Below are 25,804 nucleotides of genomic sequence, written 5' to 3' on the forward strand. Positions count from 1 at the left end.
GGCTTCTTGCGATGGGGCGGAGGTGCTGGATCAGCCTCGACCCTTGCCGTTCTTGGCAGATTTCTTGTCGGACTTTTTGCCCGATTTACCGGTATGCGGCTTGCCGGACTTCTGGTCGGATTTGCCGTGGTCGCGGCGACCGACCTCGCCGCCGAGTTCGCGGTAGATGTCGAGGTTGCGGCCACGATTGATCTCGAGCAGGGCGGCGACCAGATTGGCAACACGCTCGGCCGGGGTGTTGCCGGCGATCACGAAACCGGGGTCGCGGAACTCGACACGGAGGTAGGCCTCGTAGGCGTCGATGTCACCGGCCATGGCGGCGATCTCGGTTTGCAGGCCATCGATGAAGGCGTTGGCCGAATCGAGATCGAGCACGAGGCCGAGGATCTGCTGTTGCTGATCGGCGATCGTCGCGTTGGCGGCGGCGAGCTCGGCGGTGAGGTTGGCGACTGCGGCCTCGGAGGCGGCGAGCTGCGCTTCGAGGTCAGCCTTGTCTGCCATGCACGCGGTCAGCTGGGCGCTGAGGTCGTCGATCTGGGCGTTGGCGGCGGCCAGCGAGGCGCTCAGGTGTTGGTTGGCCGCGAGGGCGAGGTTGAGCTGATTCGAGAGCGCGGAGTTCTCGGCCGTGAGCACCGTGATCTGGCCTTCGAGGTTGGCGACGTCGGCCGCGAGCGCTTGGTTCGCGGCGTTGGCTTCAGCGAGCTGGGCCGTGAGGGTGGTGATGGAGCTGTTGGCGGCGGCGAGTTCGGACTCCAGCGCGGTGATCTGGGCGTTGGCGGCGTTGAGCTCGGCGGCGAGGCCCGCGGTGTTCGCGTTCGCGTCGTTCAACTGCGCTTGCAAGGAAGCGATGGTGGCGTTGGCGGCATCAAGCTGGACCTGCAGCGCGGCACCGTCGTCTTGGCACGCGTCGAGTTGGGCCTGGAGCAGAGCGACGAGGTCGTCGCAATCCGCGAGCTGTTGTTCGAGTTCGGCGATCTTGGCCTCGAACTCCGGCCGCGGATCGAGCGGGTTGGGATCGGAGCCATCGAGCACGCCGTCGCCATCGGTGTCGGGGTTACTCGGATCGGTGCCAAGGGTTTCCTCTTCGGCGTCGGTCAGGCCATCGACGTCGGAGTCGCCGGCTTCACCGAGGATGAAGCCCTCATCGGCGTCGACAGTGATGTCGATGCGGTAGTTGAAGCCGACGATGCCTCCCCAGTCAACGAGGGTGAGGTAGAGGGTGTTGAGGCCCGGGACGAGGGCGGTGCCGGGCGGGGTGAAGTTACCGCGGCCGTCGATCGTGCCGAGTTCTGTATCATTTAGCGCAACGATGCCGCGGTTGTCGGCGTTCATCTGCACAACGATGTCCGGCTCGCCGATCCACCCATCCGGCGCGATGAAGCGGATGCGGTAGAGGGTGGTGGAGTCGATTCCGACGGAGTTATCGGGATCAAAATTGACCCAGCTGGTGGTGCCTTCGATGAGGCCCCAGGGATGGGTGCCGGAAAGGTAGGCGGGCTGCCAGGTGACGCCATTGTCGCGCGAAGCCTCGGCGTAGAGGTCAACATCGCCGATGGTGCCATTGGCGCCCAGGACGGTGAGGGTCTGCAATTCGGCCTTGGCCGAGGATAGAAGTGCGCCAAGGCCGAAGACCAAGGCACAAACCGGACGAACGAATGAGTTTGGGAGTAGTTTCATCGAGTTTTGGTTAGTTGACGCTGGGAAAGTCGCCTTCGATTTTGGGGAAAGACGGCGATGTGGAACGCCGGACATGCGCAATCCGAATTAAGTAGGGGACACGGCCTACGAAGATTTTGGGGGTTGAGGGCGGGCACATCCCGGGGGCATAGGAGATAGGCGATCTAACCGAGCGAAACCCAATAGAATTGCCTGGATAGATATACCTATACGACCGCTAACCCAGTGGGTAGCCGGCGCGGGGGTGGCAAGAGCTCATTGCGGCACTCTGCATCTTTTTCGGCCCTATTAGTAATTTAATAGCAATAGGATACGAAAGGGTCCCTCGAAGAGGGTGCATACGGCCCCCTCGAGCTGTGTGCAGTTCGGTCGAGCGCGGGCTCGGTTATCGGTCGCTGGAAAACTGGCGGCCATACGGGCGCACCTAGCGTCGCCTTTGGCGTCACTGGAGGCGCCGCGGAGGAGGCTGCTGATGGCAGTCGCGACTGCCGGTCCCTCAACGCGCGCGTCGGCAATCCGAGCGCGACGCGCGCGTTGCGGGCCTTATCGTCCCGCCAGCGGCTACTTATTCTTGGGTTTGCCGCCTGGTGACTGGCTGGTTTCGCCGGTGAGGCCGCGGTAGATGTCGAGGTGGCGGCTGCGGTTCATCTCGAGCATGATGCCAACCAGGTTGGCGATCTTTTCGGCTTCGGTTTCACCGGGGATCACGAAACCGGGATCGCGGAACTCAGTGCGAAGGAAGGCCTCGTAGGCGTCGAGGTCGTTGCCGATGGCACTGAGTCGGGCAGCTTGCGCCGCGTTGATTGCTTCAAGATTTTCAATGGCGTTGTTGGCCGACTCCAAGTCGAGCACGAGTCCGGCAATTTGACCTGCCTGCGTGTCGATCGTCTGATTGGCGGAACTCAGCGCGGCGGAGAGGCTGGCCACTTCCGATTGGGAGGAGGCGAGGGCAGTCTGCAATGCGGCGTTGTCGGCTTCACTGGTCGCCAGGGCCGCGGTAAGGTCAGTGATCTCACCGTTGGCGTTGTCGAGGGCGGTTTGTAGCGCGGCACTTTGCGCCTGCGAATCGGTCAGCGACTGACTGAGCGCGGCGATACTGTCGTTGAGCGTGGCGATTTGCCCGTTGGCTGCCGCGAGGTCGGTCGTGAGACCGGTGATCTGGTCGTTGGCCGCAGTGAGGTCGGCCGTGAGCAGGGTGATCTCCTCGTTGGCCGCGGCGAGCTGGGCCTCGAGGGCCGTGTTCGTGTCGGTGGCTGTGGCGAGCTGAGCTTCGAGGTCGGCAACATGGGCTTCGCTGGCGGTCAGATCGGCGGTGACTTCAGCGATGCTGTCGTTGGCCGCGGCGAGCTGGGCCTCGAGTCCGACGATGATCGTGTTGGCTGCGCTCAGTTCGTCTTCGAGGAGGGAGTTGGTCTGCTCCGTTTGTTGGAGATCGACCTGCAGACTTTCGGCCAAGGCGTTGGCGGCATCGAGATCGGCCTGCAGCAGGGCGCTGGCGGCCTCGTTCGCGGCGAGTTGGGCGGTGAGGTCGGCGGTCTCGGCCAAGACGGCGTCGAGTTCCCCTTCCAGCGCGGTAATGGCAGCGGCGTCGGCTTCGGTCTGAGCCATCAGAGCGGCGGCCAAGTCGTCGCAGTCGACCAGCTGCTGCGTCAGGTCCGCGACCCGGGCCCGAAGCTCGGGCTCAGGGTCGGTGGGATTGGAGTCAGCACCGTCTTCGACGCCATCATTGTCGGTATCGGGGACAAGGGGATCGGTGCCGAACGCGACCTCATCGCCGTCGGACAAGTTGTCTCCGTCGGTATCCGGATTGTTCATATCCGTGCCAAGCAGATCTTCCTCGGCGTCGAACAGGCCGTCGCCATCGGAATCGGTGTTCCAAGGGGTTGGCCCCGTGTCTTCGAGGGTGAGCCAAGCACCCGGATCGCCGATGTCGGATGAGGCCGTGCCTGAGGCGCGAATATTGATATTCCGCAGGGCTACGCCCGCGTAGTTGCCGGCGAAGGAAGCGGGAATGGTGTCGGTAATCGTCAAGGACGTGAAGGACACAGGTGTTCCCGACGTCAGTTGCCCCGACCAATTGAAGTTCAAGAGTGCGCGGTCGTCCGGAGCACCGGGGCCGGAAAGGCTGACGCGGGCGTTGCCGTTGGTAACCGTCCCCTCGAGATCCGTGAAACTGAACTGAGCCGAGGAGTTGTAGTAGCGACCAGCCGTGTAGCTGGTGCTGCCGCCGCCAAATTGGGCGCTGAGGGAGGCGTTTTGAACTCCAGCGGGCGGGGTAACCACAAATTTTTTCCCGGCCGGTGCTTCCCACGTCACGGACCAGGTCACGTCACCGGCGGTGCTGAACTGGTAGCTGAAATTGCCGACGGAAGTGTCCTTCAGCAGAGAGCTCGTGGATCCCCCTCCAGAATAATAATCGAGATAGTAGGTGGAAGAGCTCTCGGTGGGCGTAACGGTGTGCTGAATCTGCGCAGACATTACTCCAGCCGCGAAAACGGAAAGGAGGAGGGTTAGGAAGCGTTGAGTCATCATGGGCAGGTGGTTTTCGCATTGGCCTACCGGAGGGAAGAGAGAGGGCTTGGTGTCCGATAGGGGCAGGGAAACACTAGGTGCAATACCCCAGCTTAGTGCCCATGGGTGACCCGTTATCCGGACAGATTCGATGTCGGATTGATCGGCGGTAGGAGACTTTGACGAACGGTTTCGTGGCGCCCGGTCGCTCGGTCCGGGCACAAAAAAGGCGTGCCGCGAGCGGCACGCCTGTAAATGAGTTCGGTATCCGGTGCGTGGTTACACCAGCAGCAGCGCCGGGCTTTCCAGCAGGGTCTTGAGGGCGACCAGGAATTCCGCGCCGACCGCTCCGTCGACCACGCGGTGGTCGCAGGAGAGGGTGAGGTTCATGCGGTGGCCCATCACGATCTGCCCGTTGACGACGACCGGCTTTTCGACGGTGGTGCCGACCGCGAGGATGGCGGCGTTGGGCGGGTTGATGATGGCCTTGAAGCTGTTGATGCCCATCATGCCGAGGTTGCTGACGCAGAAGGTGCCGCCCGTGAATTGGGCGGGGGTGAGCTTCTTGTTCTTGGCGGCCTTGGCGAGGGAGCGGACTTCCTTGCTGATGTCGAAGACCGACTTGTCATGCGCGTCGAACACGACGGGCGTGATCAGACCGTCCGGCATCGCGACCGCGAAGGATACGTTGGCACGGCTGTGGGCGCGCACCTGGCCGCCTTCCCAGGAGCAGTTGACCGCGGGAACCTTACGCAGGGCTTCGGCGCTGGCCTTGAGGATGAGATCGTTGACCGAAAGCTTCACGCCGTCGTCGGCGAGGCCGCCATTCAACTGAGCGCGCAGGGCGAGTAGGGGAGCGGCGTCGACCTCGATATCGAGGTAGAAGTGAGGGATCTGGGTCTTCGACTCGACCAGGCGGCGGGCGATGGTGGCACGCATGCCGGAGACCGGCGTGGTCTTGTCGGCTTGGATCGGACCCTTGCTGCGGTAGCCGCCCGGACCACCGGACTCGGCCGCGGCGATGACATCGGCGCGACGAATGCGGCCACCGGTGCCGGTGCCTTTGACGCGGGCAAGGTCGACGCCCTTTTCCTGGGCGAGCTTGCGGGCGAGCGGGGAGACCTTGAGGCGGGTGCCATCGACCACAGGGGCCGGATTGGCACCTTCGGAAACGGGCGCGGGAGCCGGCTCGGGGGCGGGCGCGGGCGCTGCCTCGGTCTTCGGTGCGTCTTCCTTGGAGGTTTCCTCCTTGGCTTCTTCCTTGGGTTCGGGCGCGGCTTTCTTGGCGGGGGCCTCGACGGTTTCGCCTTCCTGACCCACGGCGCAGAGGGCTTCGCCGATCGCGACCTGTTCGCCTTCGCCGGCGAAGATTTTAAGGAGCGTGCCGTCGAAGAAGCATTCGAGCTCCATCGTGGCCTTGTCGGTTTCGACCTCTGCGAGCATGTCGCCGGCGGCTACCTTCTCGCCTTCCTTCTTCAACCATTTGACCAGCGTGCCCACCGTCATGGTGTCGCTGAGTTTCGGCATTTCGATGATGTCGGCCATGGTGTGTGTCGGTGTTAGGCTTTCAGGGCTTGGCGGGCGGCGACGGCCACGCGGTTGATGTTCGGCAGTTGCTCGACCTCGACGGGTGGGCTGTAGATGGCCGGCGCGTCGATCGTGGTGACGCGGGTGATGGGGGCGTCGAGTTGATCGAAGGCTTCCTCCTGGATCATGAAACCGAGCTGGGCACCGACGGAGGCGAAGGGCTTTTGTTCCTCGACGATGAGCACGCGGTGGGTCTTGGCGACCGAGCGCAGCACGGTGTCGATGTCGAGCGGGCGGATAGAGCGCAGGTCGACGACCTCGATGGAGGCGCCGTCTTCCTTGGCGATCTGCTCGGCGGCGGCGAGGGAGTGCAGCACGGAGCGGCCGTAGGTGACGATGGTGAGGTCGGTGCCCACGCGCTTCACGTCGGCGAGGCCGAGCGGGATGAGCAGGTCCTTGTCGTCGGAGACCTCGCCCTTCTCACCGTAGAGCATCGTGTTCTCGAGGAAGAACACCGGGTCATTGTCGCGGATGGCGCTCTTGAGCAGACCCTTGGCGTCGGCCGGCGTGGCGGGCACGACGACCTTCACGCCCGGGTGATTGGCGAGCACGTTTTCCGGGGTGTGGGAGTGGGTGGCGCCGACGTTGGTGCCGCCGTTGGCGGGGCCACGGATGACGATCGGGCAGTTGATGAGACCACCGGACATGTAACGCACGTTGGCGGCGTTGTTCAGGATCTGGTCAAAGGCGACCGAGTAAAACGACCAGAACATGAGCTCCATGACCGGGCGGACGCCGAGCATGGAGGCGCCGATACCGGTGCCGATGAAGCCGGCTTCGGAGATCGGGGTGTCGACGATGCGCTTGGGGCCGAACTTTTCGAGCAGGCCTTCGGAGACTTTGTAAGCGCCGTTGAATTGGGCGACTTCTTCGCCCATGAGCATGACGTTCTCGTCGCGCTCGAGTTCTTCGGCGAGGGCGTGGCGAACGGCTTCGCGGTAAGTGATTTCAGGCATGGTGGAACGCGAAAAGGTTTAGCTGAAAAAGAGGCGACCCTTGGAGGTGCGCTGGTCCGGGTGATCGGTTTCCCAGTAGACATCGGTTTGGATGTCGGCCGGCGTCGGGAACGGGCTGTCCTCGGCGAACTTGGCGGCGGCTTCGGCCTCCTCGCGGGCAGCGGTGTCGATCTCCTTGATCAGGTCTTCGGTAAGCACGCCTTCGTCGGAGAGCTCGCTCTGGAAGACGGCGATCGGATCCTTGTTCTTGCGATACTCGTCGATCTCGTCGCGGGTGCGATAGGTTTTGTCCGGGTCGGCGACGGAGTGACCGCGGTAGCGGTAGGTGTCGATTTCGACCACGGAAGGTTTGTGATCGTTGCGGGCGAGCTCGAGGCAGTCGTGGATGCAGGCGCGCACCTCGTAGACATCGTGGCCGAGGCACTTGGCCCAGTGGATGCCGTAGCCGGCGGCGCGCTCGGCGAGGCCCGGGCCGGCGGAGGAACGGATCTGCGAGGTGCCCATGGAGTAACGGTTGTTCTCGATGACAAACACGCAGGGCAGGTCCCACAGGCCGGCGAGGTTCATGGCCTCGTGCACGGCACCCTGATTGACGGCGCCGTCGCCCATGAAGGCCATGGCGGCGCCCTTCTTGCCTTGGTATTTCACGCCGTAGGCGAGACCGGTGCCGAGCGGAATCTGGCCGCCGACGATGCCGTGGCCGCCCCAGTAGTTTTTGTCGGGCGCGAAGTAGTGCATCGAGCCGCCTTTGCCCTTGGAGCAGCCGGTGGCCTTGCCGTAGAGCTCGGCCATCAGCGGGCCGGTTTCCATGCCGACGGCGATGGCGTGGCCGTGATCGCGGTAGGCAGTGATGACGTGATCGTGCTCGCCCATCAGCGAACAGCAGCCGACGGCGACTGCTTCCTGACCGATATACAGGTGGAGGAAGCCGCCGATCTTCTTGGCTTGGTAGGCGCGCAGACTGCGCTCCTCAAAACGGCGGATGCGCACCATCTTGCGATAGAGCTCAATTTTGGCGTCGGCCGAGAGCTGCGCGTTGATGGCGGCTTTGGCGGCGTCGGTGGATGGTTGGGATGTCTTATCTTTGCTCACAAGGCAGGGTGAGTTGGTTGGTGAACCGGCGAGTGTTCGGTGGCCCCTAGGTGAGGCAAGTGAATTGTCCGTTGGCGAGGGGACCCGAACGCGGTTTGTGGCTCAACGCGAGGCCGAGGAGGAAAAACGCGGTCGGATCCGTCGCAATGTTTCACGAATCGTCGCAAGGTCCAGCGGCTTGGTCAGATAGTCGTCCATGCCCGCCTCGCGACAACGGGTGCGTTCGTCCTGCGCGGCGTTGGCGGTGAGCGCGATGATGGGAAGGTGGGAGGAGGCTTGGGCGGATTCCAGTTGGCGAATGCGTTGGGTGGCTTCGATGCCGCCTAGTTCGGGCATCTTCAGGTCCATCAGCACCAGGTCGTAGTGGTCGCGTTGCACGGCTTCGATCGCCTGCCGGCCATTGACCGCGAAGTGGGCCTCATGTCCGAGCCGTTGCAGCATCATCTCGGCAAGGCGGCGGTTCAGGCGATCGTCGTCGACCACGAGGATTTTGAGGGCGGAGTTGCTGGTGGTGTCCGCGGGGGGCGCGGTGGGCGCGACGGCGAGCGCGCTGGTGGGTTCGGCGACCATCACGGTCGCGGTGAACAAGGAACCGGACGTTGGTTTGCTGGTGACGGTGATCGTGCCCCCCATCAACTCGCACAAACGTCGGGAAAGGGCGAGGCCGATGCCGGTCCCGCCGAAACGATGGCGGATCGTTTCATTGGCCTGGGTAAAGGGGTTGAACAAGCGGTTGAGGTGTAGCGGATCGATGCCGATGCCGGTGTCGAGCACCTCGATCTGCAGGCGCCAACAGGCCTTGCCGGGCTGGCAGGCGTCGGAGCTCGTGTTCACGCAGCTGGCGGACACCCGCACTTCGACGCTGCCGTGGTTGGTGAACTTCACCGCGTTTGAAACGAGATTGGAAACCACCTGCCGCACCCGGGTCGGGTCCAGACGCAGCCGCGCGGGGAGTCGGGGCGCGATCTGGGTGGTGAGGCGGATGTTCTTCTGCTTCGCGGTTTCTTCAAAAAGTTTCACGGTTTGCCGGACCAAGGCGCCGGGCGCGACGTCCTGCGGATCCAACACGATGTTGCCGGTCTCAATGCGGGAGAAATCGAGCAGGTCGTTGAGCAGCTCGAGCAGCAGGTCGCCCGACGACGTGATCGCCTCCACGCACTCGGCCTGTTTGGCATCGAGTGAGGTGCCCTCAAGGATGCGGGCGAAGCCCAGCATGGCGTGCATGGGCGTGCGGATCTCGTGGCTTACGTCGGCGAGGAAAGTGTCGCGAGCCTTGGTGCGGGCATCGGCCTGGTCGCGAGCGGCGGCCAGTTCCAGCAGGCGCTTTTTATCGCGATCGATGTCGCAAAAGGTGCCGACGATGCGCAAGGGCCGTCCGCGTGGGTCGCGTTCGATCACCTGACCGCGGGCCTGAAACCACTCCCATTCGCCGGAGATCATGCGCAGGCGACCATCGATGCAAAAGACCTCGGTCTCGCCGCGCAGGATGCTGCGCAGGGTGTCCCGCGCGAAACGCTGATCCTCGCGGTGCAGGTGGCGGAGAAACCGCGGCCAATACAACGGACCGGGCCGCACGAGGTGACGCACCTTCTGGCGCAGGGCATCGTTGACCACCGGGCTGAGTTGGCCGGCCTCCCAACGAAAGACGCCCACCGAGACAATGTCGGTGGCCACGCGGTAACTTTCCTCGCTTTGGCGCAGGTCTTTGGTGCGATCGGCCACCACCTTTTCGAGGTCGCGGCGATGCGTTTGCAGCCGGCGCAGGGTCAAGCCGGCGAAGTGCGCCGGGACGCCCAGGCACAGGGCCGCGGCGGCCATCTCGATGAGGCTGCGCATCGCGTCGTCGAAAGCGTTCACGAAGGGGCCAAAGCCGCGCGCGGTGGCGAGCAGACCGTAGCAGATGAAAACGAACAAGCCGATGCCCAGCCCGCGGGAACCGCAGATGACTGTCGCGGCGAGCGCGTAGGGGATGCACAAATACAAACCGACCGGCGTGAGGTGGTAGCCGATCAATGCGATCGCGAGCACGGTGAGCAGGTTGAGCGCGTGGGCGATGCTTAGCGCAATGGCCTGACGCGTCCGATCGAAGGTGCGTTCGGCCAGGGCGATCGGCACGACCAGGAAAACGCCCAGAGTCGACGAGAGGGTGATGCTCAGGATGCGCTCCGCGATATCGAGCATCGTCGCGTTGGCGAGATAGCCCGCGTTTACGATCACGGCCGGAATCACCCAGGCCGTGAGCAGCGCAGGCAGAAAAGCCACGCCGGCGACAAAACGCAGAAACGCGAACGGATCGGTGAACGGATCGCCCTTCACCCAGCGCCGCCAGATGAGCACACCGATCGCCGGGCCGGTGGTGTTGGCGGCGGCCATGAGCAGGCTCCAGGGGCGGAAGCTGAGAAAGGAGTAATCGTTGGCCAGCGCGATCACCGCCCAGTGCGCCAGCAGGAGGGTGGGCAGGCAGGCGAAACCGAGCCGCGAGCGCAGCGCGAGCACGCCGATGCCGGCCGGCAACCAGACGACCGTCACATGGGTCGGCGGCAGCGAGATGAGATTCATCGCGATGAAGGCCGAGGCGATGATCCCACAAAACACGATCGCGTGCAGCACCGTGTCCTGCGCGACCCGTTTCCAATTCAACGCCGCGCCGGCATCGGCAAAGCGGCCGACGGTGGATGAGGACGAGCGGGTGGAAACGGGCATGTTGGCGAAGCAGTAAGGACAAATCAGGGGCCGGCTGTCGATACCCTGCCGACTTGCTTCGGCGATTCGCGCTTACGGTTTAGCCAGACGAAGCGATTTTCTGCTCCACCGTGATGCGCAGTGGGCCGGCGGGATCACAGTCCGCCCGCAAGGCGACAAAACCGTGACGGTGCTCGTCATAAATCGGCCAGAGCGCAGTGCGGTCGGTGTCCGGCAGGGGCAGCTCATCGATGGCCGCGCGGCTAAAGAACCCGAAATGCCCTTCCGCCATGGCTGGGGGCAGCGCGGCGATGGGTTTGGTGCAGCGAAACAGAAACAGCAGCCAATGGGAGCTGCCCTCGTAGGCCTTCTCGGCGATCATGCCGAAGAGGTGCAGATCGGCGGGCGTGATTTCGTGACCGGTCTCCTCCTGGGTCTCCCGCGCGGCACACTCAAAGGGGGACTCCCCGATGGCGGTCTCCAATTTCCCCCCGATCGGCGTCCAACGACCAAGGTTGGGCGCCTTGGCCCGGTGCAGGAGCAGTTGTTCGCCCGCATCATTTTCAATGAAAACCAGGACCGCGACCTTGTAGTCGAGGGGGGGAACGGAGGGAGCAGAAGTGGAATTCATACCTAAAACGCAGGCAACAGACCGGTTTTGAACGTGACGCCATGCATGGTCTCCTCAATGACTTTTTACCCGACGATGATCGCGCGCCCCGTTCTTTTGGTTCTATCGGCACTGGTCGGAACGTGCGGGGTGCTTTGGGCCCAGGAGGAAGCATCCATTCAGGTGTCCGAGGTGCGCTTCAATCCGCGGCGCGACGAAGCCGGTCAGACTTGGTGGGGGGCCGAGGTGGACCTCACGGTGCAGGCCGACGGTGGCGGGCGAGGGCGGTTCAGCGACCGGCTCGGAGTCACGCTGCAATGGGGCGTGGAATCGCCTCAAACCGAGGGCGGTTTCCTATTTCTGCGCGCCACCGCGATCTCGGCCACCGTCGAAGCGGGTCGGGTGGTCTACCGCTTTTATCTGCCGCCAGCGGTCGCCCAACGGGAACGCATCGAAAGCCCGCCGCGGTTCTGGGCGGTGCGAGTGGTTCACGGCAAGACCGTCCTGCCGGACACCCGCGCCAGTGTAGGCCCCGGATTGTCGGGACCAGAGGCACTCGCCAACTTTCGTCGGCAAGTGGCCGCGCGGGCGCCAGCCCAGGATGGCGTCCTGTTGCCGTGGTATCATTCACCGTTCGCCAACGTCGGGGGAGGCGACGCGCCAGTGCCGCTGCGCTTCGAAGCGGTCCCGGCCGGGCACTGATCGCCGCTCGCCCCGATACGCGTCATGAGTTTGCGGATACGAAAGTCCACTTCCTCGCCGGTGCGCGTCATTGAAATCGGGGTCGCGCATCTGGCGGCCGGCCGGATTGGGCGATCTGCGAGTGGGTCGCTGGAAGTGGATGCGACGTGGCGACAAACTTGGACAGGCGTGGAAGGCGAACCGGGACCGGCGCTCGACGAGGCGCTGGCAGATTTGCGCGCCGAGTGGGGCGAAGGCGGTCCGGTGCACGTCGTGATTCCGGGCCACCACGTGTTGACCAAATGCTTGCGCGTGCCGGCGACCGCCGAAGCCCAGCGCGACCGAATCGTGGCGTTTGAGGCCCGCCAGGCGATTCCGTTCCCGCTCGAGGAGGTGGTGTGGGACCACGCGCTGCTCGACGACTCGGGCAAGGAGCTCAGCGTGTTGCTGGCGGCCGCCAAGGCGGATGGGGTGCTGGGCCTGCTGCAGCGGGTGCGGGCACACGGTTTTGAGCCGGTGCGGGTTGTTCCGGCGAGTGTCGCGTTGCTGACCGCTTGGCAACAGCAAGCCGCGGCCGCGGGACCGGCGATGGTGCTCAGTCTCGGCGCGCGCTCGACGCAGATGCTTCTGGTCGACGACGACAGCTGGCAGCTCCGCACGCTCGCGCTCGGCGGCAACATGGTGTCGCGTGCGCTGGCCGAGCGCCTGGAGCAAAGCACGGCTGAAGCCGACCGACTGAAGCAGCAGGTGTTGGGCGCGAAGGTTGACCTGCCCACGGAGTCGCCGGTCGCTCAGGCGGTCCGCGCGGCGACGAAGGCTTACGAACAACGGCTGCTCGTGGAGGTCGCCCGCTCCTTGATGCTGCGGCGACAGGACGACGGCTGGGAACCTGCTGGTGTCTGGGTCACTGGCGGCGCGGCTGCCACGCCGGGCTTGGTCGAGGCCCTGCGCAAACGACTCGGCAAACCCACGGCGACGTGGACGGCCGATTCGTTGATGCCGGCCGAATGGTGGGGTGGGGCCCATGCGGCGATGGGCGAGGGAATGGCGATCAGTTTGCTGCCGGAGTCATTGGCCGCCGCGGCCATGGCGCGCCGTCGTCGGCCTCGTTGGTTTGCGGTCGCAGCGCTTGTGGTGGTCGCGTTGGTTCTGCCGGGTGTGCACTTCCGGCGCCTCGCCCACGCACGGCTGGCGGCAGCTGCAGGAATGCAGCGCCTGGTTGCGCCGCACCAGGTCCTGCAGGCGCAAATCAATGATGACGTGCTGGCGGTCGAGGCCCTCATGCAACAGCACCAGGAGCTTGCCAAACTGGTCGAGGCGCGGGGCGCATGGTCACGGTTATTGAGTGATTTAGGCGAGCGCATCGCGACGGTCGACGACACGTGGTTTGAACGCTTGCAGGTGCTGCCGCCGAGCGACGGCGAGACCACGACGCGCCTGCGTATCTCGGGGCGAATGCTCGATCGCGAGAACCCCTTGGCGCGGGTGAGTCCCGCGTCCTACGAGCGGGCGACCGCCCTGTTGGCGGGGCTGGTGGAGTCACCCTTTGTCAACGCGTTGGAAGGTGAGCGTTTTGATGCCGCCCAGCCCGGCATTCCGCGGTTCGATTTTACCCTGCAGCTCAACCCCGCGATGCCCCTATGAGCGAGCGGCGGAACTTGGCGATGCGATTGATGGGGCCGATGTTCCTTGGCCTGGTCGGAGCGGCGCTTTGGTTTTCCTGGTCAAGTCAGCAGAAGGCGAATGCCGCGCTCCGTCGCTTGAAGACGGCGGAGCGGGATTGGCAGGTTATGAGCCTGGCGGAACCTGTCCCGACGGCGGCGGTGGCGCAGGCATGGGCCGAGCGACGGGGATCGCTGGAACGCGAACTTCACCGAGTGCGACGTGAGCTCGGTGAAAACGTCAACCGCGACCCGGCGCCGACCCAGCGGGCGGAGGCCTTTTTTGCGATCGCGCAGTTTGTGGAAGCTCAACGCGAGATGGCGCGGGCGGCAGGTGTGACTCTGCCGGAAGGCTACGCGCTTGGGTTCTCGACCTACGCCAACAGCGGCCCGCCCGATGCAGAGCTGGCGATCGTGCACCGCCAACTGCGGGTGGCGGAGGCGCTGCTGTCCGTGCTTTGGCGCAGCGGCGCCAAGGAGCTCACGCGCGTGCAACGAGAAGTGCCGGCGAGCAAACTCCACGCCGCTCACGCCACCAGCCGGGCAGGACGTCCGGAGGATTTCCTGCAACAGGCGGCGGGCCGGAGTCTGGCGCGTGCTGGTATTGTGGATACGCTCGCGCTGCGGATCGGATTCATTGGCCGCACCTCCACCTTGCGCCGGTATCTGAACGACCTTGGGCAGCTTCCGCTCCCCTTTATCGTGCGGGCCGTCGAGGTTGAGCCCTTGGGCGCCGATGGCGCGGCGCGAGGCGGGGTGCGCACGCTCGCGGATCTTTTCGGCGAAGAGGTGGCAGCGAGGCCGGCGGAAGGCACCGAAGCGACCGCGGTGCCGGTCATTTCCGCCAACGAATCGGAGTTTCTTGTGACCGTGGAGGTGCTCGATTTTTCTCCGATGGACCAGGCGCCGCATGACCAGGTTGCGGAGGGCTCGCCGTGAAGGCTGCCGTGTTCAAGTCTGCCGACCAAGCGGCGATGCTTGTTGCCGCGCTGTTGTGTGTGGGCAGTGCCTTTTGGGCAGGATGGGGTGAGCGAGCCGTGACCCGCGTGGGGCAAAGGCCGTCGCCACTTGTCGGCTCGGTCGCGGACTTGTCCGGCGGGCCAGCGTGGAAGGTCAGTTCTTCGACGCAGACTTTGGCCCCTCCCAAGCAGGTCTCCGAGTGGGGCTTCGATTTGTTCACGCCGCCGGTGGTGTTTTATGATCGCGCCACGGGGCGATTCACGGTGAGCCCGGCGGAGGTCGAAACCGCGCAGGCCCAGGCGGCGGCCGGGGTTCCGTTTGGGCTCAGCTTGCTCGAAGTCGAACGGCAGAGTTATCCGCTGCAATTGGTCGGATACGCCGGCGAGCCCGGAGCGTATTTTGGCATTTTTCAAAACGAGACCACGGGCGAGGGGCTGGTGGCACAGGCAGGGGAGACGATCGAGAATTTGAACCTGCAGATTCGTTCGCTCGAGGTTCGTCGCGAAGACACGCTCGTGCCCGACAGCATGCCCCTGCGCGATATGGTTGCGGTGGCGGAGGTCTGGGATCCGGAGTCGGCGCAGCTTGTTCGTCTGTCCTCCGCGGGCTGGCGTTGGACCGACGCGCCGGTGGCGCGCGTGCGAGTCTCCGCGACCGGCATGGAGCGGGAGGTGCGTTCAGGCGAAGCGATCGAACTTGAAGGTGTTTCTTTCGAAATCCGGTCGGTCATCGCGGCGCCGCCCAGCATCGTGGTGGGCAAACACCACGACGACGGCACGCGGGAAACGATGACGCTCTGGCCGGAAGATCCGGCATCCGTCCCCTTTGAAAGCAACCGTCCCTTCGCAGCTCCTTAGTCCGATGATCAACCCGTTCCCGATGCCTCTTCCGCTCCGCCAGCCGAAACCGTTCATCCTCGGCGTTACCTTGATTGCGGTGGTGATATGCGGAACCGCCGCTCCCGCGCTGCAGGCACAGAGTGCGACCGAAACCAAGATACGCCTCATGGCCGATGCCCTACGAGCGCGGGACGACGGCGACTTGGAGGCGGCCGAGCGCAATCTGCTGGAATTGGCGCAAATGGCCCCGAACGATCCGGCGGTGGCTCGTTTGTTGAACAGCGTGCAAACGGCGTTGCGCGCCGAGCGGGAGCGCTTGCGCCAAGCGCAGCCGGTCGTGCCAACGGCTCAAAAGATCCCTGCGGCAGCGGAGCACGAGCAGGCTCTCCGTGATGCGGTCGCGGCTAAGGCGGTGATGCAGGCGGAGATCGCTGCGCTCGCAGCGGCGGAGGAACAACGCCAGCGCCAGCTCATCGACGCGGCGCACAGTCAACGCGACGACGCCCGGCGGCTCGCGCGAGACGGGCGCTTCGAGGCGGCGTTGGCCACCCTCGACACGGCGGTCCGTTCGATGCCGGAGAATCCGCTCACCTTGCCCGTGATTCGTGAGCTGGAGGAGGAACGCAAGGCGATCGCGACCGATCAAGCTCGTGCGCTCGAAGCCGCCCGCGTGACAGAGCACGCGCAACGCGCTTCTGCGGTCGGGCGGTCGCCGACGGCGGTCACGGTATCGACTCCGGCCCCGGCCGAGGTGCCGGGCGACCTGTGGCAAGCGGCGCGGAGTTTGTATGCGGTCGGGGATTTTGCGGGAGCTGAGGCCGAGTTGCAGATTTTATTGGCGCGGGAGCCGGATCACCGCGGAGCGCATCGCCTGTTGGCGCGCATCGGCGAGGAGCGAGTCGCCGCCGCGGCCACGCTGCGCGGCCAAACCCGCCAGACCATGATGCAGGAAGTCGGTCTGTCCTGGTCCCGACCGCGTGTCGCGGCAGAGCCAAGCGGTGTCGGGGAAGATGGGGACTCTGGAGAGAACCCGCTCTTTCAAAAGCTGGCGAACATCCGGATCCCGAGTGTGAGCTTCAGTTCGGTCGAGCTGCAGAAAGTGGTCAGCACGTTGAGCGATCTTTCGCGTGAGTTCGATGGAGCGAGTTCCAACGGTGGCGTGAATATACTTGTGATCGATCCGCAGAACCGTCGTCCGCCAGTCAGCCTGACGCTGCGCGATCTTTCGCTGAAACGGGTGCTCGATTTCATCACCGATTCAATCGGTTACCAATACGAAGTTCAGGCCGACGCGGTGGTGGTGCGACCGGGCGGCGAAACCTCGACGCTGGACACGGAGTTCTTCCCGATCACGCGCTCGACGGTCATTCGCATGACGGGCATCGGCGGCGGCCTGGCTTCGGGCGGAGCGCAAGTGGTGGATGATCCGTTTTCCCCGACCCCGGTCAACGCGGTGAGCGCGCCGGGCGGTGGTGGTGAGGCAACGGCCTTGCGGCAATTCTTGCAGCAGGCGGGCGTGGACTTTGAAGGCATCAACGGCGCCAGTCTGGCTTACGACGGCTCGGCGATGATTGTCACGCAAACCAGCCGCAACATTGAGCGCATTCGCAATATTCTGAACCGCTACAACGATGTGCGGCAGGTCGAGATCGAGGCGAAGTTCATGGAGGTGCAGGAAGGTGCTTTGGAGGAGCTCGGTATTCAGTGGGGTGTGACGCACGGCATTCGCGGCGATCCGCGTTACCTCGCGACGGGCGGCACGCAGAATCGCACCCTCAACGACGCCTTCACCAACACGGTGGCGGGCACGGTGGGGAATATCTTCCGTCCGGCGCGGGAACAAATTCTGGATGGTGAGGGCAATGTGGTTCAGCAGCAGTCCGACGCGCTCAACCTCCCCATCGTGAACAACCCGGCCTCGTTGCCCCGTGCGTTGGATCTCGGGGCCGACGCCGGGCCGATTGCCGACATCCAGGGCATGGTGGGCGAGTTTGATGTGAATGCGGTGATTCGAGCGCTGTCGCGCACGGCCGGCTCCGACCTGCTGAGCGCACCGAAGGTGACAGTGCTTTCCGGCAATCCCGCCACCATCACGGTCGCGCAGGAGCTGCGCTATCCCACCAGCTACGGAGAGGTGCGCAGCGAGGTGGGCTCATCGAGCCGCGACAGCTCTTCGGCCGGTGTCACGATCACGGCCGGCACACCGCGGGATTTTGAAACCCGCAAGGTCGGGGTGGAGCTGCGCGTTACGCCGACGGTGGAGGAGGACGACTACTCGATCAGTTTGGATCTGAATCCGAAGGTCACCGAGTTCGAAGGCTTCGTGGAATATGGCGGCCAAAGCGTGGCGATTTCCAATGACACCACGGTAACCGTGCCGTCTGGTTTTTATCAGCCGATCTTTTCGACGCGGGAGGTGTCGACCAAAGTCACGTTGTGGGACGGCGCGACCTTGGTGATGGGTGGCCTCACCCGGGAAGAGGTGAAAACGGTGAGGGACAAGGTGCCGTTCCTGGGCGACATCCCGGGGTTGGGGCGCCTCTTCCGCTCCGAGGGGGAAACGACGCAGAAGCGCAACCTGCTGATCTTCGTCACGGCAAACCTGGTGAGCCCGGGTGGTTCGCCGAAGAAACAGTCGCTGCGGGGGGTGGTGCCGAGCTCCGCCTTTCAAAACGGCACCGTGGTCACCCCGGCCGGCCCGGCAGAACGCGAGTAGGATGGCATTCGTGGGTCGACAAGGCCCGGTCCGTCCGTGAGTGGTCGGCACCGTGGTTTGTCGTTCCGCTTCTTCTCTGAGGTTCGCGATGCTCGTGCTGTGGGGCGCGAGCGGGCTTGGCCGTGCGGCGACGGAAGCGGCGCCGATGTCCGTAGCGGATTCGTTTGTGGTCATCCAGTTGGACAACGACCTCTTCACGGGCTCGGACCGGGATTACACCAATGGCATTCGTATCGCGGCGCTGAATACAGTGGCGGAATCCTCGGTTAATGACCTGCAAGGCGGCTTGTTGCGCTTGGGCGAGAAGTTGGACTCTTCGGTGCTGGGCTGGCTCGGCACGCAACTCGATCCAGCAACCCAATATGAGGTGGGCACGGGCTTGGCGCAGCTCATGTTCACGCCGGAAGACCCGTTCGCGCCGGCGGCGCCGCCCGGGCAGCGCCCCTACGCGGGGTGGCTGGGCATCGAGTATTCGGTGCATGCGAAGAACGCGGAGACCCTGTCTTCGATGATGCTGACCGTCGGTCTGACCGGCGAGGCGGCGTGGGCTGAAAAGGCGCAGGATTTGGTGCACAGGCACATCAGCGGTTCGCCCTTGTTTCGCGGCTGGGACAGCCAGGTGCCCGAGGAGGTGACGCTCAATCTGCACCTCGATCACAAACGCTATTTGGGGCAGTCGGCGGAGGACGGCCTGATGTTCGATGGCTACTGGGAATGGGGTGGTGCCTTGGGCAATTTCCGCACCGACCTCTACACCGGGGCGCTTTTTCGCGCGGGTTGGAATCTGCCGGTGCAATACGTCGCGCCCCGCATCCAATTGGGCAGCTATTCGCACGAGTTCTTTGACCGCTCCCCGGCCCGATCAGGGCGCGAGTGGTCGGTCTATGTGATGGCGGGTGGTCGCGGGACTTGGGTCGTGCACGACATCACGTTGGATGGACCGCTCTATCGAGACTACGCAGGTGCGGTGTCGTCGAAATCGCTCGTCGGTGAAGTGCTGGTGGGCGTGGGATTCCGGTTTCGCCAACTGACCTTTTCGGTCGCGCGGCTGTATCGCACGGCGGAGTTTGGCGGGCAGGACGGCGGGCACCGCTTTGGGTCGGTGCAATTGGGCGCGCGGTTCTGAATTGGGTTCAGCGCTGGCCGCGGAGGCGCGTCCAGGCGAGTCCGAGGTATTCGCGGGTGGCGATGGTGCTGCGTTCGAGGCCGAAGACGCTGAATCGGAACCAACTCGTGCCGGGGTTGCCGATCGGGGCGATGGCGTAGTCTGCTGGCGCGGGCAGGGCGTTGAGGTCGGCGCCGCGGGCGAGTCCAATGGCGCGCGGCATGTGCCAGGCCGAGGTCACGATGAGCACCGGTTCTTCGCCGGCGACGGCTTTGATTTCGTGGGCTTCGTCGTGGGTATCGAGCCCGGCCGGCAGTTCGGTGATGCGGTCTCGTTCGATGCCCAGTTCCACGGCGGCGCGGGCGAGGATGGTCGCGTGGGCGGGTGGGCCGTCGTCCGGAACAGGGCCGCAGACCAGCAGGCGGGCGTCGGGTAGGAGCCGGGCGAGGCGGACGGCTTCGGTGAGGCGGGAAAGACCGGACGGGGACAGGCGACCAAGGGCGGATTGTTGCGGATCGCGGGTGTGACCGCTGCCGAGCACGGCGATAAATTTGGCGGTGGCGAAAGGGGGCGGAACGTGACCGGTCCCGTCGAGGTAGACGGGTGGATTTTGACGCTCGAGGCGGTGCACGAGCCAGTTGGCCAGACCTTCATTGGTCGCGACCATGAGCAGAAGAATTCCGGCGATGGAACTGGTGGCGGCGGCACGGCGTTTGCGGCGGGAGAGCAGGGCGAGCGCCAGCAGTTGCAACAGCAGCACCAGCGAGAGCGGCATGAGCGCGGTGCCGATGATTTTCTTGAGCAGGAAGAGCACGGCGCGGACCTTGGGGCATGGCGCGGCCAAGCGAAAGGGTTTTGGTTTGAGCTGGCGCAACTCGCGCCGCTGACTGCTCGGCCATGTCCACCTGGTTGCTCGTTGATGGTTTTAATCTGGCCTACCGTTGCTTCTTCGCGATCCCCGAGCTGACCCGCTCGGACGGATTCCCGACCAATGCCCTGCACGGCTGGGTGAAGACCATTTGGAAGCTGGAGGACCAGGAAAAGCCGGAGGGCGTGCTGGTGTTCTTCGACCTCGGTGGGGCGCAGGATCGTTTGGCTTTGTTGCCGGACTACAAGGCGCAGCGGGAGGAGATGCCGGAGGCCTTGAGCCAACAGATTCCGGTGATCAAGGAGCTCACGCGCCTGATGGGCCTGGGCGGCATCGAGATCGAGGGCGTGGAGAGCGACGATCTGCTGGCCGCGCAGGCGGTCGCTCTGGAGAAAGCCGGACACACGGTGAAGATCGTGAGTTCGGACAAGGATTTTGCCCAGGTGGTGAGTGAGCGGGTCAACATGATGTTGCCGCCGCCGCCGGGAAATCCGCGGGCCGGTTGGCGGTCGATGGGACCGGCGGAAGTGGAAGCCAAGTTTGGCGTCGGGCCGGCGAAGATCGCCGAATACCTGGCGCTCGTCGGCGACACGGTGGACAACATTCCAGGCGTGGCGGGCGTGGGCCCCAAGACCGCTTCGAAATGGCTCAATGCACACGGTAGTCTCGAAGGGGTGATCGCGGCGGCCGCGGCGGGAGAGCTGAAGCCGGATCGTTTTCGTGAGGTGGTGGTGGCCGATGCCGATCGCCTGCGTATCAACCTGAAGCTGACCACGCTGAACCTCGATCTGCCGGTGCAACCGGCGGTGCGCTCGGCGGCCGACGGAGCTACCCTGGTGCGGCGGCTGGCCGAGTTGGAAATGAAGTCCACAACGGCCGAGGCTGAGAAGCGCTACGGCGGCCCCCAGGGCGAGCTGTTCTAAGTCTCCGTCCCGGCGTCGGCGCGGATGGCACGGCCGACCAGGCGGGCCAGTTCTTCGCCGGAGAAAGGTTTCCCGAGCACGTAGGTGTTGCTGAGCGTGTGCAGCTTTTCGAGGGCGTTCTCGCGGCCGTAGCCGGTGATGATGATGGCCGGAATGGTGGAGCCGGTCTCCCGTAACTTTTGCACCAGGTCGGCACCGGTGAGGTGGGGCATGGTGAGGTCGGTCACGATCGCGGAGAAGCGGTGCACATCGGTTTGGAACGCGGCGACGGCCTCGCGGGGATCGCTGAAGATGCGCGGCACGTAACCGAACTGTTTGAGACGTGTGGACACAAACTGGACGACGGTCGACTCGTCATCCACCACGAGAATCTCACGCGAAGCGCCGGCGTCGATGGTCTCGCTCTCGGCGGGTTCGGGCGCGACGGATTCGCCGCACACGGGGAAATACAATTCAAACGTGGTGCCGGTGCCCGGTTGACTGTGCACACGATGCGCGCCGCGGTGACTGGCCATGATACCCTGCACGGTGGAGAGGCCGAGCCCGGTGCCTTTGCCCTGTTCCTTCGTGGTGAAGAAGGGATCGAAGATGCGCTCCATGGTGGCGGCATCCATGCCGATGCCGTTGTCGGTGACGATGAGCACCATGTAAGGGCCCGGGTGGAGGTCGGGCATTTCGGCGCTGAGTTCCGGGGAGACCTGCAGGGGCTTGAGTTCGACCGAAATGCGACCGGCGTGTTCGTCGATGGCGTGCACCGAGTTGGTGCACAGGTTGAGCACGATCTGGTGAATCTGGGTGGCGTCCGCCATCACCGTGCCCGGCGTGAGATGTTGAATGATCTCGATGAACGACGGGGTCGACGCACGCACCAGTTTGAGTGCTTCCGCGACCGGGACCGAGATGTCGATGGCGGCGAGTTTGGAGTCGGCCTTGCGCGAGAAGGTGAGGATTTGCGAAACGAGATCGCGGGCGCGCAGGCCGGATTTGCGGATGTCGCGGATATCGGCGGCGACACCGGCTTCGGGATCGAGGTCGAGCAGCGCGATCTCGCAGTTGCCGAGTATGCCGGTGAGGATGTTGTTGAAGTCGTGGGCGATGCCCCCGGCGAGGGTGCCGATCGACTCGAGTTTGCGCGCTTGGAAAAGCTGGTCTTCGAGTCGGCGGTGCCGTTCCTGTTCGGCGAGCCAGGCGGTGATGTCCTCCTCCAGGATGAGCTGGAATCGCATGGTGCCATCGGCGCCGCGAATGGGGCTGATGCTGGAGCGGACGTGGACTTGGTGTCCGTCGGCATGACGATTGGTCAATTCACCGGTCCAGGTGGTGCCGGCCTCGAGCGCCGCGCGCAGCTCGGGGCCGCGGCGGTTGAGGACGTGATCCTGGCGCAGGTTGTCCAGGGACGTGCCGATCAGTTCGGACTCGGGTAAACCGGTGAGCTCGCAGGCGCGGCGGTTGGCGAACAGGATGGTGCCGTCGTTCTGGGTGATCAGCACGCTGACCGGGCTTTGATTGATCGCCTGGGACAGGATACGGATCTCCTCCACCTGCTCCTCGAGTTGTTCGTTGATCTCCTTGAGCTCGCCGGTGCGTTGTTTGACGAGGCCCTCGAGGCGATGGTTTTCGCGGCGCTCCAGCATGGTGGAGAACCAAACGGCGAGGCCGATCAGCGTGAGGGCCGTGATGCCGTAGCCGAGATAGGCGAGGTTGCTGCGATACCACGGTGGCAGAACGCGAAAGGAAATGGAGTCAGGCGGCGTCACGTGGTCGCCCACCCGGGCCCGCACCTGCAGGTTGTAGCTGCCCTCGGGCAGGCGGTTGAAGGTCGTGGAACCGGAGGAGCCGCGCGGTTGCCAGTCATCATTCTCACTGAGTTTTACGTCGAAGGTAACGGGCGGATGCAGGTCGGCCCGGGGCGCGGAGTAGTAGACGGTGACCGAGTTGTCCTCGTAAGCGAGATCGGGAAAGTGGTCATCGACGCGAAACACCGAACGATTCGAGACGGGAAACGCGAGGCGCGTGATGACCGCGGAGGAGGGGAGCTGCGGGGTGCGTTTGATCGCGGGGTCGAAGCGGACAATGCGGCGCTCACTGTGGAACCACATCACGCCATCGGCCTCGGCGGTGAACATGTAGGGCCGCAGACCGCTCGGCAAACTCATCGCGAGCGGGGTCCACGGATCCGTGCTCGTATCGTATACATGGATACCGTCGTTGCCGGCCGCCCACACTCGCCCGGCGGCGTCGCGCACGGGCCGGCCGACCACGTAGTTCATATCGGAGAATTGCCGCAGGTGGTCGGTGGCGGGGACAAGCCGTCCGGTGGTTTCGTCATAGCGGAAGAGGTTGTCGCCCACGTTGAAGGCCGCGCGTTCATCGATCGCGTAGGCCTGCACCCAGCCGTCGGGCACGCCTTCGGCGGCGCCGAGCAAGGTGAGGTCGAGTGAGCCGTCCGGTGCGATCTCCAGCCGGCCGAGAGAGCCCGACCCCAATTCGAGCCAAACGACGCCAGCGGGGTCGGAGCAGGAATCAAACGCACCGCGAAAATCGGGTAGTGGCATGGGGTCGAGTCGCAGGTCGCCCGCGGCGTCAAAATCGAGCCACCCGATCTCGCCGGCGGCGGAGTAGAGCCAGCGGCCATCGCGGGGTGGGGCATCGAGGAGGCGGAAGTTGACCGTGTCGTCTCGCGACAACACCCAACGCTCGTTCTTGAAATGGAATATTCCGTCATCGGTGCCGGCCAACACCTGGCCGGTGTTGGTCGAGAGCGAGAAAGCAAAGCCGCGCGGCAGTTCGGTCTCGGCGAAGCCAACCAGGCGGTCGGCGTCGTCGTATTGGCCCCGCAGGATCGTGCCGTTGGATATCATCCACAGTTTGCCTTCGTGCCTTCGCACGTTGACAAAGTCGGCGCCGGCCGGAAGCAGGGATTCGAACGTGGTGACCGGGGAAGGGAGCTCGAGTCGGGTGATGCCTTCTCCCAGCAACGCCCACAGCGCATCCTGGCCGTTGGACACGAGTCGACTGATGCGGGCGATGCGCGGGTCGCGGGTGCGATCAAAAACCTCGAGCAGCTGTCCGGTCGCGTCGAAATACACGACTCCGCCGCCGTCAATGGCCGCGACGAACCGATCGGCGGAAACGGCGTGCAAATCAATGATACTGCTGTCCGCCGCAAGGATGCCCGACCGCACAAAGGGACGCAGGGTTTCACCATCGAAGAGCATGAGACCCTTCGCGTAGGTGCCCACCAGCAAGCCATCCCCGAAGGGCACCGCGCAGGTCACCGCGTCGTCGGCGGTGAGTCGGCGATCGTTGAAGATGGGGGCGGCGGGCTCGCCGCTTTCCACCCGGAAAAGTTGGCCGATCACCCGATCACTCAGGTAGTAGTGGTCGCGAAACTTGAAGATCGCTTCAACCGTGCTCGCCTGACCGAAGACCGTTGCCGGGGTGCCGGGGCGCCACTGCATGATTTTGCCGCTTTCGCTGTGCCAGAACCACTCGCCGTCGACGTCGATGCAGAAGCGCGGAATTGGGGTAAGGTCGCGGACCTCGGCCGGCCAATCGGCCACTTTCTGCAGCGTCCAACTACCGTCGCTGTTGAACCGCACTTCACCGAAACCATTGCGCATACCGGCGTAGATGCGGCCATCGGCCGCGACCCCGACATTTTCCAGCGGTGCGCCCTCGTCGCTCGGGTTGCGATCAAAGACTTCCCAGCGGATGCCGTCGCCGAGGGCGACCTGCTCGGCGGAAATCACCAGGAGGCGGCCGTCCGGCAAGGCGTGCAGGTCACTGGGGGATGAGGTGAGACCAAGCGCGGTCGGACCGAGCACTGTGAACGGAGGCACGCCGGTCTCGAGTTGGCCGGGAGGCGCCGAAGGGATCACGGCGCGGCACAGCGCGGTGGTGATGAGGCACCAAGCGAAGGCTAGCCAGAGCGTCGGGGGGCGAGGCGCTCGACTGGTGGGGAGTTGGGGGGGCTCACTCAAACGGCCAGGTCGAGTCGATTGCGAAAAGGGGAACCGCGGGAAAGGGAGGGGCTATTCCGTGCTGGCGGCGCCGGACGGGTCAAAGATGTAGCCAACGCCATGCACGGTGCGGAACGCATCCAGCGAACGACCGTTGCGTTTGAAGAGATCGCGCACCTTCACGATGTATTGGTCGAGGGATCGGCTCTTCACGTCGGCATGGATGCCCCAGACGGAGTGGATCAAGGCTTTGCGCGTGATGACGATGCCTTCGTGCTCGTGCAGGTAGGAGAGGATGCCGAGCTCCTTGCGGCCGATCTTCTCGGTGTTCTCGTCGAACTGGATCTCCAGGCGTCCGGGATGAACCGTGCCGCCACAGATCTCGAACGGTTCGTCGGAAAGACGCGTATTCTTGGTGACCTTGAGGTCGTCGCGGGATTCCGATCGTCGCAGCACCGCGCGAATGCGCGCGATGAGCTCGGCGTAGCCAAAGGGTTTGGTGACGTAGTCATCGCCGCCAATCTCCAGTCCCTTCACCTTGTTGGTCTCAAGCGAGTTGCCAGTCAGGAAGATGGTGGGGATGGAAATGTCTTCGCGGCGGAGATCCTCGAGCAGGGCGAAGCCCGATTGGTCCGGCAGGTTGATGTCGAGCAACATCAGGTTGGCGAAGTTGCGCTTCAAGAACCGCGTGGCGTGCGCAGCACGGCCGCAGACTTGGGCCTGCATCCCCGCCTCCTCCAAGTGAACGGAAATGAGTTTGGCGAGTTCCTCCTCGTCTTCGACGACGAGAATGAGCGGCTTGGGTTCAGAACGCATGGACGGAATGGGGAAGTAGTGCACGCGATGTGCGGTAGCACGTGAATTTTTTACAAATTTAGCGAATGTCGACTGTCAAAGCAAAGCGGCGGCAGGTTCCGGTGGATTTGCGCGGGCACATCGAGCCGATGGAGGGGCGGGACGGGATCGCGGCAGCG

General features: G+C 64.4%; 17 protein-coding genes. 7 read left to right on the plus strand and 10 right to left on the minus strand.

From position 1 onward, the window contains the following. Positions 1 to 30 precede the first annotated feature (30 nt). The 7 genes from AC0MRV_RS14315 to AC0MRV_RS14345 form a co-directional block, all read right to left on the minus strand. Positions 31 to 1,677 (minus strand): hypothetical protein, encoded by a 1,647-nt coding sequence (locus tag AC0MRV_RS14315; RefSeq protein ID WP_472765171.1) that lies wholly within the window; start codon positions 1,675 to 1,677, stop codon positions 31 to 33. Positions 1,678 to 2,238: 561 nt separating this feature from the next. Beyond that, positions 2,239 to 4,155: a hypothetical protein gene (locus tag AC0MRV_RS14320; protein WP_472765172.1), complete on the minus strand. Its 1,917-nt coding sequence runs from the start codon at positions 4,153 to 4,155 to the stop codon at positions 2,239 to 2,241. A 312-nt stretch (positions 4,156 to 4,467) separates the two neighbouring features. Next, positions 4,468 to 5,733 (minus strand): dihydrolipoamide acetyltransferase family protein, encoded by a 1,266-nt coding sequence (locus tag AC0MRV_RS14325; RefSeq protein WP_472765173.1) that lies wholly within the window; start codon positions 5,731 to 5,733, stop codon positions 4,468 to 4,470. Between the two features lie 14 nt (positions 5,734 to 5,747). After that, positions 5,748 to 6,731, minus strand: coding sequence for an alpha-ketoacid dehydrogenase subunit beta (locus tag AC0MRV_RS14330; protein WP_472765174.1), 984 nt, complete (start codon positions 6,729 to 6,731; stop codon positions 5,748 to 5,750). An 18-nt stretch (positions 6,732 to 6,749) separates the two neighbouring features. Next, positions 6,750 to 7,823 (minus strand): pyruvate dehydrogenase (acetyl-transferring) E1 component subunit alpha, encoded by a 1,074-nt coding sequence (pdhA, locus tag AC0MRV_RS14335; protein ID WP_472765175.1) that lies wholly within the window; start codon positions 7,821 to 7,823, stop codon positions 6,750 to 6,752. Between the two features lie 102 nt (positions 7,824 to 7,925). Continuing rightward, a complete protein-coding gene (locus AC0MRV_RS14340; protein WP_472765176.1) occupies positions 7,926 to 10,526 on the minus strand; it encodes a response regulator in 2,601 nt (866 codons plus the stop codon). A gap of 79 nt (positions 10,527 to 10,605) precedes the next feature. Continuing rightward, positions 10,606 to 11,136, minus strand: a complete 531-nt coding sequence (locus AC0MRV_RS14345; protein ID WP_472765177.1) for an NUDIX hydrolase — start codon at positions 11,134 to 11,136, stop codon at positions 10,606 to 10,608. Between the two features lie 75 nt (positions 11,137 to 11,211). Between AC0MRV_RS14345 and AC0MRV_RS14350 the strand changes: the two genes are divergently transcribed. From AC0MRV_RS14350 to AC0MRV_RS14375, 6 genes are all read left to right on the plus strand, one after another. After that, on the plus strand, positions 11,212 to 11,817 hold the full coding sequence (locus tag AC0MRV_RS14350; protein ID WP_472765178.1) for a hypothetical protein: 606 nt from the start codon (positions 11,212 to 11,214) through the stop codon (positions 11,815 to 11,817). A gap of 24 nt (positions 11,818 to 11,841) precedes the next feature. Next, positions 11,842 to 13,440: a pilus assembly protein PilM gene (gene pilM / locus AC0MRV_RS14355; protein ID WP_472765179.1), complete on the plus strand. Its 1,599-nt coding sequence runs from the start codon at positions 11,842 to 11,844 to the stop codon at positions 13,438 to 13,440. Between the two features lie 38 nt (positions 13,441 to 13,478). Then, positions 13,479 to 14,396 (plus strand): hypothetical protein, encoded by a 918-nt coding sequence (locus AC0MRV_RS14360; RefSeq protein WP_472765180.1) that lies wholly within the window; start codon positions 13,479 to 13,481, stop codon positions 14,394 to 14,396. 194 nt (positions 14,397 to 14,590) lie between these two features. After that, complete coding sequence (locus tag AC0MRV_RS14365; protein ID WP_472765181.1) at positions 14,591 to 15,274, plus strand: hypothetical protein; 684 nt, start codon at positions 14,591 to 14,593, stop codon at positions 15,272 to 15,274. 22 nt (positions 15,275 to 15,296) lie between these two features. Beyond that, on the plus strand, positions 15,297 to 17,972 hold the full coding sequence (locus tag AC0MRV_RS14370) for a type II secretion system protein GspD (RefSeq protein ID WP_472765182.1): 2,676 nt from the start codon (positions 15,297 to 15,299) through the stop codon (positions 17,970 to 17,972). Between the two features lie 88 nt (positions 17,973 to 18,060). Further along, positions 18,061 to 19,098: a lipid A deacylase LpxR family protein gene (locus AC0MRV_RS14375; protein WP_472765183.1), complete on the plus strand. Its 1,038-nt coding sequence runs from the start codon at positions 18,061 to 18,063 to the stop codon at positions 19,096 to 19,098. A 7-nt stretch (positions 19,099 to 19,105) separates the two neighbouring features. Here AC0MRV_RS14375 and AC0MRV_RS14380 read toward each other — a convergent pair whose 3' ends face one another. Next, complete coding sequence (locus AC0MRV_RS14380; RefSeq protein ID WP_472765184.1) at positions 19,106 to 19,921, minus strand: YdcF family protein; 816 nt, start codon at positions 19,919 to 19,921, stop codon at positions 19,106 to 19,108. 53 nt (positions 19,922 to 19,974) lie between these two features. On the opposite strand from AC0MRV_RS14380, the gene AC0MRV_RS14385 reads away from it, so the two are divergent. Continuing rightward, positions 19,975 to 20,868 (plus strand): 5'-3' exonuclease, encoded by an 894-nt coding sequence (locus AC0MRV_RS14385; RefSeq protein ID WP_472765185.1) that lies wholly within the window; start codon positions 19,975 to 19,977, stop codon positions 20,866 to 20,868. On the opposite strand, the gene AC0MRV_RS14390 is transcribed toward AC0MRV_RS14385, so the two are convergent. Together AC0MRV_RS14390 and AC0MRV_RS14395 are read right to left on the minus strand one after the other, a co-directional pair. Further along, positions 20,865 to 24,851, minus strand: a complete 3,987-nt coding sequence (locus AC0MRV_RS14390) for an ATP-binding protein (protein WP_472765186.1) — start codon at positions 24,849 to 24,851, stop codon at positions 20,865 to 20,867. The two genes, AC0MRV_RS14385 and AC0MRV_RS14390, sit on opposite strands and share 4 nt — an antisense overlap. Positions 24,852 to 24,902: 51 nt before the next feature. After that, entirely contained in the window at positions 24,903 to 25,646 is a 744-nt protein-coding gene (locus tag AC0MRV_RS14395; RefSeq protein WP_472765187.1) for a response regulator transcription factor, read from the minus strand. Positions 25,647 to 25,804 lie beyond the last annotated feature (158 nt).

The organism is Actomonas spartinae (genome assembly GCF_051209155.1).
Classification (GTDB): domain Bacteria; phylum Verrucomicrobiota; class Verrucomicrobiia; order Opitutales; family Opitutaceae; genus Actomonas.